We start from the raw sequence: 13,738 nt of genomic DNA, 5'->3' as shown, positions 1-13,738 counted from the left end.
GGCGCGCGAATGCATCACCGTTCAATAATTATAAAATAAAAGAGGCGTTGGTGGAAAAGCTGCTGTTGAACCTGACGCGCGCCATGAAGGCAGGCACCCCTTCCGAGCGCAAGATTGCCAAATATCTGATCGAACATCTGGACGAGTTGCCGTTTGAGACGGCACAGACGCTGGCCGCCAAGCTCAGCCTCAGCCCGATGACGGTCGGCCGTTTCCTGCGTTCTCTGGGATACCGGCAATTCAGCGATATCCGTGCCGACCTGCGCCACGCGGAAGAAACCGTCGGCGCAGACCAGCCGGTGACGGCCGAAGGCGGCGAACGGCATTCCAACCCGTTCTCACAGCTTCTGTCGCAGCAGATCCAGGCGATCCAGACCGCCTTCGACATGACCACCCAGACGATCTGGCGTCTTGCCATGAACGAGATCACCTCGGCGGACGATGTCTGTCTGGCGACCTCTCCGGAAGGGCTTGATGCCGGCCGGCATTTTTACGGGCGGCTTTTAGAGTGCCGGGGCCATATTCACTATCTCGGCAGCGACAATGCCGCCTATGTCGCCCTGTGGGATTACGACCCCGCGCGCACGTTGCTCGTCATCATGGATTGCGGCGGCAACCTGTTGCCCCTGCAGCGCCTGTCGACCACGGCCCGTAAGGGCGGTTACAGAACCCTTCTGATCACCACCCGTTTTTACGAATGGGGACCGGAAAGCGTCGATCTCTGTCTTGCCATGCCGCAGAGCCAGAATGGCGGCCAGGGCCTGCTGCAACTGGTCTCCCTGCTGGAATTCACCCTTTGCGCGCTGAGCGCCGGGGCGGACGACGCCGGCAAGGCCCGGGTGAAGAACCTAGCAGCCCTGAAGCGCTCACTGCGCAGCTGATTGCGCTTCAGGGCGACAGGATCGAGCGGCTACCACTTGTTTCTTCTCGCCGCCGGGGAGAAGAAACAGGCGGCAGCCGCCAGCCATAATTCCAATCTAATAAATCAAAGACTTTCCAGTTCCTGGCGATGCCGGTACATGGCGAGGAAACGGCGATAATCCCGCTCGTAATGCGCCGCCAGCGCCGGATTGCCCGAGATTTCCGCATTGCCCGGATACATGGCGGCCCCTGCCGCCGCCAGGCTCGCATGCACGCCCCCGGCCGTCGCCGCCGTCATCGCCGTGCCGAGCAGCACCGCATCGGCGGTCGCGGGAACCACGATGCGCTTGCCCGTCACATCGGCGTAAAGCTCCATCAACAGCGGGTTCTTCACATGCCCGCCGGTAACATGCAGCGTTTCCACCGCATAACCGAAACGCTCCATGGCATCGAGCACGTGGCGCGCGCCGAGCGCGATCGCGATCGCGGTGCGCCAATAAAGACGGCAGAGACTGTCGAAGGAGGTATCGAGCGTCAGCCCGCTGACGACGCCGACCGCATGCGGATCGGCAAGCGGCGAACGGTTGCCGTGGAAGTCAGGCAGAACATGCAGCCGGTCCGCAAAGGCCTCCCCCTCCAGTTCGCGCAATTCAGTGACGCGCGCAACGATGCGGGCATGCAACGCCGTATCCGGCTCGCCACCCGCCGCATGCATGCGCACGATATGGTCGAGCAGCGCGCCGGTAGCCGATTGCCCACCCTCCACCAGCCAGTGGCCAGGCAGCACCGCCTGCCAGTAGGGTCCCCACAGGCTGCGGCCGGGCATCGGCTGCGTGGACATGGCGACAAGGCAACTCGACGTGCCGGCGATCAGCGCGACATGTTTACCGACATCCTCGGCAAGGCATCCACCCAGAGCCCCGAGCGCACCGGCATAGGCATCGATCATGCCCGCCGCCACCTGGCAGCCGGTATCGAGACCAAGTTCTGCGGCGGCCTCGGGCGAAAGCGGGCCGATGGCGCCGCCCGGCATGACGGTAGTTTCAGGCAGGCCTGCCCGCTCCTTCAGGTCGTCCAGTCCGGCAAAGGCCAGATAATCCGCCTGCCAGCCGGGATGTTCCTGCGCCAGGAAGTTCCATTTCGCCGTCTGCGTGCAATTGGAGCGCTGTGCCGAGCCGGTCGCCTTCCAGGTCAGGAAATCCGCGAGATCGAAGGCGAAGGACATGCGCGACCAGCTTTGCGGCATATGCGTCTTCAGCCACATCAGCTTCGGCATCTGCATTTCCGGCGAGACGCTGTTGCCGGCGAAATCGAGCACCCGATGGCCCGAGGCCGTCAGCCGGTCGGCCTCGCCGATGGCGCGGTGGTCAAGCCAGACGATGGTGTCGAAACGGTCGTCATCGGTCGTGGAAACCGAAACCGGCTCCCCCCGCTCATCGCGGATGACCAGCGAGCAGGTGGCGTCAAAACCAATGGCGGCAATGCTTTGCGGCAGCACGCCGGCATCGGCAAGCGCCGCCTTCACGGCAATGCAGACGGCATTCCATATATCGGTGGAATCGTGCTCGGCGTGGTTTTCACGCGGCCGCTGCATGAGGATGGGATGAATGGAGCGCGCGAGCAGCCGGCCGGCTGGATCGAAAATCCCGGCCCGGGCGCTCGCCGTACCGACATCGACAGCGACGAGATTTTGACGCATCAAGACTGCAATTCCATCCCTGGCGGAGCGACCCGGCGGCGGCAGGCAAGATCAGCTTCAGCCTGCGTCACGTTCCACCTGGCCGTCAAAACCGCCCCTCCCCACATAGCTGCCGACAAGTTGGACCAAATCCGGCATCGCGTCAAACACGGCATCTGCCCCGAGACCAGCGATCTTTTCACGGAAGGCGGGGAAGCGCGCATGCGATCCGCCGGTGAAGGCAAAAACGCCCATGCCGGCCGCTTTTGCGGCGGCAATGCCGGCCGGGCTATCCTCGATCACGATGCACTGACGCGGCTCGACCCCCATAGAGCGCGCCGCATGCAGGAAGAGATCGGGGGCCGGCTTGCCGTTCCTCACCATGGTGGCGCTGAAGACATGCGGCTCGAATTTGTCGATCAGGCCCGTCAGCCCCAGCGAATAACGGATGCGCTCCGGCTGGCTGGAGGAGGCGACGCAGCGCTTCAGCGGCAGAAGCTCATCTAGCGTCTCGGCAATACCGTCGATCGGCTTCAATTCGGTGCGGAAGCGTTCGAACAGCGTCGCCCGCATATGGTCGAGAAAATCGATGTCGGTTTCGACACCGTACTCCTCGAACAGGGTCGTCGTCATGCTGGCGACGCTGCGGCCGAGAAAGCGCTCATAAGCCTCTTCCTCCCCCATCGTCACGCCGAGATGGGAGAGCATGTCGAGAAGCACCGCAATCGAGACCGGCTCGCTGTCGACGAGAACACCGTCGCAATCGAAAATCAGCAGAGGTCCGGTCCCGTCTCGCATCTCACGTCACTTTTCAGCCAGCTTGTCATCCAGATAAAGCTGCAAGGTCTTCGCCGTGCCTTCTTGCCACAGCGTCGTCAGTGCATGGGAGAAGCGTTTACGGAAAAGCGCCGATTCGGCAACCTCCCCGAAGATGTCGTCGAGGGCAAGGAAGGCCACCGGGTCATCCTTGGCCTTGATGGCGGCAGCCTGCAGTCGCTCGGCGCTAGCGTCGTTGAAGACTATTTCCTTGCCGCTGTCCGACGTGCCGTAGAAATAACGGCACCACAGGGCCGAAACCAGCGACAGCCCGACGATATCCTCGCCGCGCGACAGCCGATCTAAAGTGGAGGGCAGGATGAATTTCGGCTGGCGGTTGGAACCATCCTGCGCGAGGCGCGGAATGGTATCGCCAATCTTCGGGTTGAGGAAACGGCGCTCGATCAGCCCGAAATAGTCGTTGAGGTCGGTGTCAGGTACCGGCGGAATGACCGGGATGATCTCGTCTTTTTCGAGCTTGGCCAGAAACGCCCGGATCAGCGGATGCTCCATCGCCTCATGCACGAAATGAATGTCGAGCAGCGCTGCCGGATAGGCGATTGCCGCGTGGCCACCATTCAGGATGCGGATCTTCATGTGCTCGTAGGGCGCAACATCCTTGACGAACTGGACGCCCGCTTTCTCGAGCGCCGGACGGCCTGCGGGGAAATTATCCTCCATCACCCATTGCTTGAACTCTTCGCAGAAGACCGGCCAATTATCCTCGATGCCGAAATCGTCACGGGCGATATTGCGTTCACGCTCGCCGGTGGCGGGGGTGATGCGGTCGACCATGGAATTCGGAAAGGCGACATTTTCGCCGATCCAGTTGGCAAAGGCCGGGTCGGAGAGCGCTGCCAGCCCGACCACCGCGTTTTTCGTCACCTTGCCATTGTGGGGAATGTTGTCGCAGGACATGACGGTGAAGGGCTGCAGGTCCTTATCGCGCCGCGCCTTCAGCCCGGCAACGATGAAACCGAACACGGTTTTCGGAGCGGACGGGTTCTTGCCGTCTTCGGCAATGGCCGGATGCTGCGGATTGAAGGAGCCGGAGGCATCGATGAAATAACCGCCCTCGGTAATCGTCATCGAAACGATGCGGATTTTCGGATCGGCAAGCGTATCGATGATGGCCTGGGTATCGCCAACTTTCAGAATGTCGATCATCGGCCCGGTGACGCGCGCACCGGTGCGATTATTGTCCTGCTCGACGACAGTGGTCAGGAAATCCTGTGCGGCAAGTTTTTCGCGCATCGTGGCATCGGAAGGCAGAACGCCGGCGCCGATGATGGCGAAGTCGTGGTCCGCACCGGTGTTGAACAGGTCATCAAGATAGACCGCCTGATGGGCGCGGTGGAAATTGCCAACGCCGAAATGCACGATGCCGGCGGACAGATCGTTCCGGGAATAGGCCGGAACCGCCGCCGTTTTTTTCGCTTCATCAAGCGTGGCGAGGGAGAGTTTGCATGTCATGTCACGATCCTCGAAGGGGAAACGTTGGTCGTGCAGATCGCCCTCTTGCCGGGCAATCGGCCTGTCGGAGCACCGCCCGGCGCCATAAGACAATCAGGCGGCAGTGCTTTCGGAGTTGCCTCCCCCTAGATCGCGATGCCCTTGTCATCGAATCTGTGGATCTTGGTATCGTCAGGCGTGATGAAGACGGTATCGCCGTGTTTGCATTCGAATTCACCGTCGGTTCTGGCGGTGATGGGGCCGATGCCTGATACCTCGAGATGCAGGAAGGTATCCGATCCGAGATGTTCGGCAACGGTGACCTTGCCCTGCCACAGCCCGCTTTCCTTCGACAGCACCAGATGCTCCGGCCGCACGCCGGCAGTGGTGGCACCCTTTTGGCGGGCGAAGTCGCCGGTGATGAGGTTCATGCGCGGTGAGCCGATGAAGCCGGCGACGAAGAGGTTGCGCGGTGTCTTGTAAAGCTGCATCGGCGAGCCGACCTGCTCGATATTGCCGCGGTTCAGCACCACGATCTTGTCGGCCATGGTCATGGCCTCGACCTGATCGTGGGTGACATAGATCATCGTCGTCTTCAGCGTATTGTGCAGCTCGGAGATTTCCAGCCGCATGGTGCCGCGCAGCGCCGCATCGAGGTTGGAGAGCGGCTCGTCAAACAGGAACGCCTTCGGTTCGCGCACGATGGCGCGGCCGATGGCGACGCGCTGGCGCTGGCCGCCGGACAGCTGCGAGGGCCGGCGCTCGAGATAATCGGTGAGGTTGAGAATGCGGGCGGCGTCTTCGACCTTCTTGTCGATCACCGCCTTGTCGAGCTTGGCCATCTTCAGCGGGAAGGCGATGTTATTTCTGACACTCATATGCGGATAAAGCGCATAGGACTGGAACACCATGGCAAGGCCGCGCTCGGCCGGTGCCTTTTCGGTGGCGTCGTTGCCGTCGATGACGATTTTGCCGCCGGAGACGTCTTCCAGCCCGGCGATCAGCCGCAGAAGCGTCGACTTGCCGCAGCCAGAGGGGCCGACGAAGACGACGAATTCGCCGTCGTTGATATCGAGATCGATCGACGGGATGACTTTTGCCTCGCCGAAGAGCTTGGACACGTTCTGAAGGGAAATGCTGCCCATTATTGTCGTTCCTTATTTCACGGCGCCAAAGGTGAGGCCACGCACGAGTTGTTTCTGCGAGAACCAGCCGATGACGAGAATGGGGGCGATCGCCATCATCGAGGCGGCCGAGAGCTTGGCCCAGAACAGCCCCTGCGGTGAGGAGAAGGAGGCGATGAAGGCCGTCAGCGGTGCCGCATTGGTGGTCGTCAGCCGGATGGTCCAGAAGGATTCGTTCCAGGCAAGAATGACGTTCAGGAGCAGCGTCGAGGCAATGCCCGGAACCGCCATTGGGGTCAGTACATGCACGATCTCGTTCCAGAGCGAGGCACCATCCATGCGGGCTGCTTCCAGGATCTCGCCGGGGATTTCGCGGAAGTAGGTATAAAGCATCCACACCACGATCGGCAGGTTGATGAAGGTGAGCATGACGGTCAGCCCAATGCGGGTATCGAGCAGGCCGGCATTGCGGAAGATCAGGTAGATCGGCACCAGCACCGCCACCCCCGGCATCATCTTGGTGGAGAGCATCCACATCAAAATGTCCTTGGTGCGTTTGGTCGGCGAGAATGCCATGGCCCAGGCGGCGGGAATGGCGATCATGAGCGCGATGATCGTCGAGCCGAGCGACAGCACGACCGAGTTCATGAACGGCTTGAAGTAATCGCGCTGGGTCTGCACGGTGATGTAGTTTTCGAGCGTGCCCGAGGGAATGAGGCTGAAGCCTGCGATCGCCTCCGGCTCGGTCTTGATCGACGTGAGGAAGGCGTAAAGGATCGGGAAGAACAGCAAAAGCGCCACGGCCCATGCCGCGATGGTGAAGCCGATCTTTGCGCGTGTCGTTGTCTTGCGGGCCATGATCGCTTCTCCTTAACGGTCGAGGTTCTTGCCGACGGCGCGCATCAGGAAGATGGCGACGATATTGGCGAGCACGACGGCGATGATGCCACCGGCCGATGCGCCGCCGACGTCGTAGCCCAGAAGCGCCGTGCGATAGATGAGGAAGGCAAGGTTGGTGGAGGCATAACCCGGGCCGCCATTGGTGGTGACGAGGATTTCCGCGTAAACGCCGAGCAGGAAGATCGTCTGGATGAGGATGACGACGGTGATGGCGCGGGCAAGATGCGGCAGCGTCAGGTAGATGAAGCGGTTGATGAAGTTGGCGCCATCCATCTCGGCCGCTTCCTTCTGCTCGCCATCGAGCGACTGCAGGGCGGTGAGCAGGATCAGCGTTGCAAAGGGCAGCCATTGCCAGGCGACGATGATGATGATGGAGAGCAGCGGAAACTGCGCGAACCAGTCGACCGGCTGCAGGCCGAAGAAGCGCGACAGATCGGCAAGCACGCCGTAACCGGGATGCATGATCATGTTCTTCCACACCAGCGCCGCAACAGGCGGCATGACGAAGAAGGGCGAGATGATCATGATGCGCACGATGCCCTGACCGAAGATGTCATTGTCGAGCAAGAGCGCAATGGCGATGCCGCCGACGACGGTGATCACCAGCACGCCGCCGACGATCAGCAGCGTATTCCAGATCGACTGGAAGAAGGCCGGATCGGTATAGAAATACTGGTAATTGAACAGGCCCGCGAAGCTGACATTGGCAGGGTTGAGCAGATTGTAGTTCTGGAACGAGAACCACAGCGTCATCGCCAGGGGCACGATCATCCACACCAGCAAAAGCAGCACCGAAGGCGCAAGCATAACCCGCGCCAGACCGCTCGTGTTTCGTGTTGCCATTGCACTAACCTCCCCATGGGCTCGGGCATCACGATATGCGCCCGGCATATCCGGAAGAACCGGCTCATTCCAGTTTTGATTTGAAAGGCTTAAAGGCCGCCGCGCAGCTCGCAGCTTGCGCCCCCAAGGTTCGCTGCCCGGCATTGGCGCCGGACAGCGATCTTCAGGAGGATTACTTGATGTAACCGGCGCGGGTCATTTCACGCGTCGCTGTCGACTGGGCGCTGGCAAGCGCATCTTCGACACTGGACTGGCCGGCAACGACCGCCGAGAACAGCTGACCGACCGTGGTGCCGAGCGCCTGGAATTCAGGGATCGCCACGAACTGACCGCCGGTGTAAGGCACGGGCTTTACGGTCGGTTTGGTGATGTCGGCGGCATCCATCGCAGCAAGCGTCGGCTTGGCGAAGGCGGCTGCTTTTTCATAGTCAGCATTCTTGTAAAGCGAGGTGCGGGTACCCGGAGGCACGTTTGCCCAGCCTTCCTTGGCAGCGACGAGTTGGGTATATTCCTTGCTGGTTGCCCAGGAGATGAACTTCTCGGCGGCATCCGCCTTCTGCGAGCTCTTCGGGATAGCAAGGTTCCAGGACCACAACCAGTTGCCGTGGTTCTTCAGCTCGCCATGCGTCGGGAAGAGCGCATAACCGACCTTGTCGGCAACGGTCGAATCCTTCGGGTTTGACACGAAGGAAGCAGCCACCGTGGCATCGATCCACATGCCGCATTTGCCCTGCTGGAACAGCGTCAGGTTTTCGTTGAAGCCGTTGGAGGAAGCACCCGACGGACCGGCATCCTTCATCAGATCGACGTAGAACTGAAGCGCACTCTTCCATTCCGGCTGATCGAACTGCGGCTTCCAGTTCTCATCGAACCAGCGGCCGCCAAAGGAGTTGGTGAGCGCGCTGATGAACGCCATGTTCTCGCCCCAGCCGGCCTTGCCGCGCAGGCACATGCCGTTGATATCGGTCTTGCGATCAGTAATCTTGCGGGCAGCATCACCGATGAATTCCCAGGTCGGGTTGTCAGGCATCTTCAGGCCGGCTTTTTCAAACAGGTCCTTGCGATACATGATCATGGCGGATTCGCCGTAGAAGGGCGCCGCATAAAGCTTGCCTTCGGCGGAAAGGCCACCGCGGATCGCCGGCAGGATGTCATCCACGTCGTATTTTTCGCCAAGCTTTTCGAGCGGCAGCAGCCAGCCCTGCTTGGCCCAGATCGGCACTTCATAGTTGCCGATGGTCATGATGTCGTACTGGCCGCCATTGGTGGCGATATCGGTCGTCACGCGCTCGCGCAGGACGTTTTCTTCAAGCGTGACCCATTCCACCTTGATGTCGGGGTTCTTGGTGGTGAAGTCGGAGGTCAGACCCTGCATGCGGATCATGTCGCCGTTGTTGACGGTGGCGATGGTCAGCGTTTCGGCGGAAGCAAGGGTCGAAAAGGCGAGTGCCGAGCATGCGCCCAGCAAAATGGTCTTCAATGTCATATCTTCCTCCCAGAAGAAATTTATGAGCATTCGCTTTGCTCTGGGGCATTTACTCACCCGCAGCCAAAAAAAGTCAAGCAACATCCTGTGCTGCGGCGCACATGGAAAAATCAAACCATTGATTTTGATGAATTAATTTTTGCTCAATGCGTGAGCAAATATTCACTTGTCGCTTCGTCGGTGATGAGGCCATTCAGCAGACCACCTTTCAACGCCGCCAGAATCGAGGCGTTCTTGCGGGCGCCCTGCGCCATGCCGATGACGGTGCAGGTATCGCGTGACGGAATGGGAACGGAGGCGACCCGCTCGTTGACGGAGTGCTCAAGGATGTGGCCATTGGCATCATACATCCAGCCGCAAATCTCGCCGACCGCACCGCTCGCCATCAGGGCCTTCATCTCATCGACACCGAGGAACCCGTCAACGCAGAGCGGCGCATTTTCGCCGAGTTCACCGACGCCGACGAAGGTGACATTGGCGGCCGCACCCAGCGCCAGCGTTGAACGCACCATGGACTGGTCGTGCAGCAACTCACGCTCCTCAGCAGACGAGCAGAGGACCGGTAGCGGCATCGGAAAATGCCGTGCCTTGATGGCATCGGCCATGCTGAAGATGACGTTGTAATAGGCCGCCGAACCATCCGGCCCGATATTTCCGGTCAGCGACACGATGCGATGCTGCGGACACTCCATCGGCGGCAGTTGATCCACGGCGGCCTTGAGTGTTCGGCCAGTGCCGATGGCGAGAACGATGGGATCGGCATTTTTCAGCCAGCGCTCGATTTCCGCCGCGCCCGCCTCGGCGATCCCCACCGTGGAGGAAACCCCGGCCGGATCGCTCGGCACCACCTCGATATATTTAAGGTCGAATTTCTCTTTCAGCCGTTCGGCCTTTTCGAGACAGGCGGCGATGGGGTGATCGAGCCGGACCTTGATCAGCCGCTCGGCGACGGCCAGCGACACCAGCCGCTGCGCCGATTGCCGGGAAATGCTCATGGCGGCGGCGATCTCATCCTGCGTGCGGCCGGCGACATAATAAAGCCAGCCGGCGCGGGCTGCGTCATCCAGCCGTCCATGTGCGTCGTTCCGTCTGGCCATGCCGCCGCCCTCTCAGAAATATGCTTGTCGCATTTGCTGGCATTTTTTCAGGCCGGCTGTCAAACGGCCGAACGTGGAAGGGGGCTCTCAGCGGATTAAATCGTCTAGCTCGGCGGGGCGGCATATTTCTTCTCCCCGCCGGGGAGAAGGTGGCCCGAAGGGTCGGATGAGGGGCAACGTTGCCGGATTTCGGAGAGCTTGCCCCCTCATCCCGCTGCCGCGGACTTCTCCCCCTTGGGGAGAAGAAACAAGCGGCCCGCCGCCCGATTCCCTACCAGCGCTCAGCCCTTCAATCACGCCGCTTCCTGCACCAGATGCCCCGCGGAATCCTCGCGGTAATGACGCTGCGGCGGCACGTAATCCACAGGACGGATCGGGCTCTTGATCTCGTCCGTCGCCATGTTGCGGCGGATCTGGCGTCGGGCCGGATCCGGCACCGGAACGGCCGACATCAGTTTTTTCGTGTACGGATGCTGCGGATTGTCGAAGACGGCTGCGCGCGGGCCGATTTCGACGATCTCGCCGAGATACATCACCGCAACGCGATGGCTGACGCGTTCCACGACCGCCATGTCATGGGAAATGAACAGGAAGGCCAGATTGAGGCTCTGTTGCAGGTCGAGCAGCAGGTTGCAGACCTGCGCCTTGATCGAGACATCGAGCGCCGAAACCGCCTCGTCGGCGACGATGACCTTGGGATCGAGCATCAGCGAGCGGGCAATGGCGATGCGCTGGCGCTGGCCGCCGGAAAACTCATGCGGGAAACGCTTCATCATGTCGGGGCTCAAGCCGACTTTTTCCAGCAAATCCGCCGCCTTTTCGCGCGCCTGCGCTTTCTGTCCGAGGCGGTGCTCCATGAAGGGTTCCATGATCGCGGTGCCGACGCTCATGCGCGGATCAAGCGAAGCGAAGGGATCCTGAAAGACCATCTGCACGCTGCGGCGCATGGTCCGCAGCGTCGTTCGGTCGAGTTTCAGCACCTCGTAACCATCAAGCGTGACATTACCCGATGTCGGCTCGATCAGCCGGGTGATCGATCGGCCCGTGGTGGACTTGCCGCAACCGGATTCGCCGACCAGCGACAGGGTTTCACCTTCTGCGAGATCAAAGGAAACCTTCTCCACCGCATGCACGGCGCCGGATTTGCGGCCGAAAAGGCCGGAACGGATATCGAAACGCGTCGTCAGGTCCTTGACCGAGAGAATGGGCGTCTTGCCGCCTGACACCGTGTCCTTCGTCTCCACCACCGGCGGGCTCTCGCCGGTCTTGATGTCGATAATCGGGAAACGGGCGGGCAGCAACCGCGACCTCATCGAGCCCAACTTCGGCACCGCCGAAAGCAGGGCGCGCGTATAGGGATGCTGGCCGCGATGGAAGATGTCATCCGTCGTGCCGGTTTCTACCACATCGCCACGGAACATGACGATGGTACGGTCCGCCACTTCCGCCACCACACCCATATCATGGGTGATGAACAGGACCGACATGCCCTCCTCTTCCTGCAATTGCTTGATGAGGTCGAGAATCTGGCCCTGAATGGTGACGTCGAGCGCCGTCGTCGGCTCGTCGGCGATCAAAAGCTTCGGCTTGGAGGCAAGCGCCATGGCGATCATCACGCGCTGGCGCATGCCGCCCGAAAACTGGTGCGGATAATCACCGAAACGGCTCGCCGCATTGGGAATGCGGACTTTTTCCAGAAGACGGATGACCTCGGCCTTTGCGGCGGATGACGAGATATCCTGATGCACGGTGAGCGCTTCGGCGATCTGCTTGCCGATCGGGAAGATCGGGTTGAGGCTGGTCATTGGCTCCTGGAAGATCATCGAAATGTCCTTGCCGCGAACCTTGCGCATCTCCTCTTCCGGCAGCGCCAGCAAGTCGCGCCCGCCGAGCATGACCTTGCCCTCAATGCGGCTCGTTTTCCTATCGAGCAGCCGCATGATGGACAGCGACGTCACACTTTTGCCCGAGCCGCTTTCGCCGACGATCGCCACCGTTTCGCGTGGTGCGATGTCGAAACTCATATTGCGGACCACGGATTTCCAGCCGCCGTCAACGCGGAAGGAAGTCGTGAGATTTTGAACCGACAGAACCGGGCTTACCGAACCGCCGGTCTGTTCCATGGATGTTGCCGCCAAAAGCATGCCGATCTCCTGAAAAGCAGAAGGCGGCCATTACGGCCGCCGGATGTTTTACGCAGCAAGTGCCTTTTCGGCCATCGAGACCCAGTAGCTGATACCGTAAGGCAGCGCATCATCGTTGAAATCATAGGCCGCATTGTGCAGTCCGGCGGTATCGCCATTGCCGATGAAGATGAAGGCGCCGGGGCGCGCTTCCAGCATGTAGGAAAAATCCTCCGCCCCCATATGCGGGTTGGGATTGGTGTTGACGGCATTGGCGCCGGCGACGCCCATCGCCACGCCGGTTGCGAATTCGGTTTCATCTGCGTGGTTGAAGGTGACGGGATAACCGCGACGATATTTCACCTCGGCCGTTGCGCCATGCGCCATGGCTGTGGCCGTCGCCACTTCCTTCAGGCGCTTTTCGGCGAAATTGCGGGTTTCCGGCAGAAGGGTGCGCACAGTCCCGGTCAAGGTTACGGAACCCGGAATGACATTGACGGCCGTGCCGCCATGGGTGGTGGCGACGGTGACGACCAGCGATTTCAGCGGGTCCGTCTCCCGCGAGACGATGGATTGCAGGGCGATGATGATATAGGCCGAGGTCAGCACCGGATCGACGGAGAGATGCGGTGCCGCCGCATGGCTGCCCTTGCCGGTGATGACGATCTCGAAACTATCCGCCGCCGCCATGGTCGAGCCCTTGCGGATGGCGAATTGCCCGACCGGGATGCCCGGCTCGTTATGCATGCCATAGACCTGCGAAATGCCGAATTTCTCCATCATGCCGTCGTTCAGCATGGCAAGCGCCCCTGCCCCGCCCTCTTCGGCCGGCTGGAAAATGACCGCGATGGAACCCTTGAAATTGCGGGTCTCGGCCAGATATTGCGCCGCCCCCAGAAGCATGGCGGTGTGCCCGTCATGGCCGCAGGAATGGGCCTTGCCCGGAACCTTCGATGCCCATGGCTTGCCGCTGGTCTCGAGGATCGGCAGCGCGTCCATGTCGGAGCGAAAACCGATGGTCGGGCCATCCCCATGCCGCCCCTTGATGATGCCGACGACGCCGGTCTTGCCGATGCCGGTCTCCACCACATCGCAGCCAAAGGACGTTAGCTTTTCGGCCACGAATTTCGACGTTTCGAAGACATCATAAAGCAGTTCCGGGTGCTCATGCAGGTGACGCCTCCAGCCGGCCACGTCTTCCTGCATTTCAGCCACACGGTTCAATATTGGCATTCTCTTTTTCTTCCTTTTTTGTTCCCCGCCGGGTTTTCGGGAAACATATTGCGTTGGGAATTTCTCCTTTTGCAAGCATGAAATTTGCTGAATGAGCGGAAAATAGGCTCAAAATTAAATGGCTT

11 protein-coding genes are annotated in these 13,738 nt (G+C 60.7%); 1 reads left to right on the top strand and 10 read right to left on the bottom strand.

Annotation, left to right across the window (positions count from 1 at the left end):
• Nucleotides 1–47: 47 nt before the first annotated feature.
• Nucleotides 48–881 (top strand): MurR/RpiR family transcriptional regulator, encoded by an 834-nt coding sequence (locus ATU_RS20890; protein WP_046033718.1) that lies wholly within the window; start codon nucleotides 48–50, stop codon nucleotides 879–881.
• A gap of 104 nt (nucleotides 882–985) precedes the next feature.
• Here the strand turns inward: ATU_RS20890 and ATU_RS20885 are convergent, their stop codons facing one another.
• The 10 genes from ATU_RS20885 to ATU_RS20840 form a co-directional block, all read right to left on the bottom strand.
• Entirely contained in the window at nucleotides 986–2,560 is a 1,575-nt protein-coding gene (locus ATU_RS20885) for an FGGY-family carbohydrate kinase (protein WP_035257674.1), read from the bottom strand.
• A 57-nt stretch (nucleotides 2,561–2,617) separates the two neighbouring features.
• Nucleotides 2,618–3,337: an HAD family hydrolase gene (locus ATU_RS20880; protein WP_010973863.1), complete on the bottom strand. Its 720-nt coding sequence runs from the start codon at nucleotides 3,335–3,337 to the stop codon at nucleotides 2,618–2,620.
• A gap of 6 nt (nucleotides 3,338–3,343) precedes the next feature.
• Complete coding sequence (locus tag ATU_RS20875) at nucleotides 3,344–4,828, bottom strand: mannitol dehydrogenase family protein (protein ID WP_010973862.1); 1,485 nt, start codon at nucleotides 4,826–4,828, stop codon at nucleotides 3,344–3,346.
• Between the two features lie 125 nt (nucleotides 4,829–4,953).
• Nucleotides 4,954–5,952, bottom strand: coding sequence for an ABC transporter ATP-binding protein (locus tag ATU_RS20870; RefSeq protein WP_010973861.1), 999 nt, complete (start codon nucleotides 5,950–5,952; stop codon nucleotides 4,954–4,956).
• A gap of 12 nt (nucleotides 5,953–5,964) precedes the next feature.
• Nucleotides 5,965–6,789 (bottom strand): carbohydrate ABC transporter permease, encoded by an 825-nt coding sequence (locus ATU_RS20865; RefSeq protein ID WP_003510506.1) that lies wholly within the window; start codon nucleotides 6,787–6,789, stop codon nucleotides 5,965–5,967.
• Nucleotides 6,790–6,801: 12 nt separating this feature from the next.
• On the bottom strand, nucleotides 6,802–7,674 hold the full coding sequence (locus ATU_RS20860) for a carbohydrate ABC transporter permease (protein ID WP_035257672.1): 873 nt from the start codon (nucleotides 7,672–7,674) through the stop codon (nucleotides 6,802–6,804).
• 172 nt (nucleotides 7,675–7,846) lie between these two features.
• Complete coding sequence (locus tag ATU_RS20855; protein WP_010973859.1) at nucleotides 7,847–9,160, bottom strand: ABC transporter substrate-binding protein; 1,314 nt, start codon at nucleotides 9,158–9,160, stop codon at nucleotides 7,847–7,849.
• Between the two features lie 143 nt (nucleotides 9,161–9,303).
• Complete coding sequence (locus tag ATU_RS20850; protein WP_010973858.1) at nucleotides 9,304–10,257, bottom strand: sugar-binding transcriptional regulator; 954 nt, start codon at nucleotides 10,255–10,257, stop codon at nucleotides 9,304–9,306.
• Between the two features lie 293 nt (nucleotides 10,258–10,550).
• Nucleotides 10,551–12,401, bottom strand: a complete 1,851-nt coding sequence (locus ATU_RS20845) for an ABC transporter ATP-binding protein (protein WP_010973857.1) — start codon at nucleotides 12,399–12,401, stop codon at nucleotides 10,551–10,553.
• 48 nt (nucleotides 12,402–12,449) lie between these two features.
• Entirely contained in the window at nucleotides 12,450–13,613 is a 1,164-nt protein-coding gene (locus ATU_RS20840; RefSeq protein WP_035257666.1) for a M20 aminoacylase family protein, read from the bottom strand.
• Between the last annotated feature and the right edge of the window lie 125 nt (nucleotides 13,614–13,738).

It is taken from the genome of Agrobacterium fabrum str. C58, assembly GCF_000092025.1.
GTDB classification, from domain to species: domain Bacteria; phylum Pseudomonadota; class Alphaproteobacteria; order Rhizobiales; family Rhizobiaceae; genus Agrobacterium; species Agrobacterium fabrum.
The sequence above is the reverse complement of the archived record's forward strand: the minus strand, read 5'-3'. Positions and strand labels throughout refer to the sequence as shown.

Bases quoted from the DNA above. Each gene is read 5' to 3' on its own strand.
- ATU_RS20885 (WP_035257674.1), bottom strand. From the start codon at position 2,560: ATGCGTCAAAATCTCGTCGCTGTCGATGTCGGTACGGCGAGCGCCCGG.
- ATU_RS20880 (WP_010973863.1), bottom strand. From the start codon at position 3,337: ATGCGAGACGGGACCGGACCTCTGCTGATTTTCGATTGCGACGGTGTT.
- ATU_RS20875 (WP_010973862.1), bottom strand. From the start codon at position 4,828: ATGACATGCAAACTCTCCCTCGCCACGCTTGATGAAGCGAAAAAAACG.
- ATU_RS20870 (WP_010973861.1), bottom strand. From the start codon at position 5,952: ATGGGCAGCATTTCCCTTCAGAACGTGTCCAAGCTCTTCGGCGAGGCA.
- ATU_RS20865 (WP_003510506.1), bottom strand. From the start codon at position 6,789: ATGGCCCGCAAGACAACGACACGCGCAAAGATCGGCTTCACCATCGCG.
- ATU_RS20860 (WP_035257672.1), bottom strand. From the start codon at position 7,674: ATGGCAACACGAAACACGAGCGGTCTGGCGCGGGTTATGCTTGCGCCT.
- ATU_RS20855 (WP_010973859.1), bottom strand. From the start codon at position 9,160: ATGACATTGAAGACCATTTTGCTGGGCGCATGCTCGGCACTCGCCTTT.
- ATU_RS20850 (WP_010973858.1), bottom strand. From the start codon at position 10,257: ATGGCCAGACGGAACGACGCACATGGACGGCTGGATGACGCAGCCCGC.
- ATU_RS20845 (WP_010973857.1), bottom strand. From the start codon at position 12,401: ATGCTTTTGGCGGCAACATCCATGGAACAGACCGGCGGTTCGGTAAGC.
- ATU_RS20840 (WP_035257666.1), bottom strand. From the start codon at position 13,613: ATGCCAATATTGAACCGTGTGGCTGAAATGCAGGAAGACGTGGCCGGC.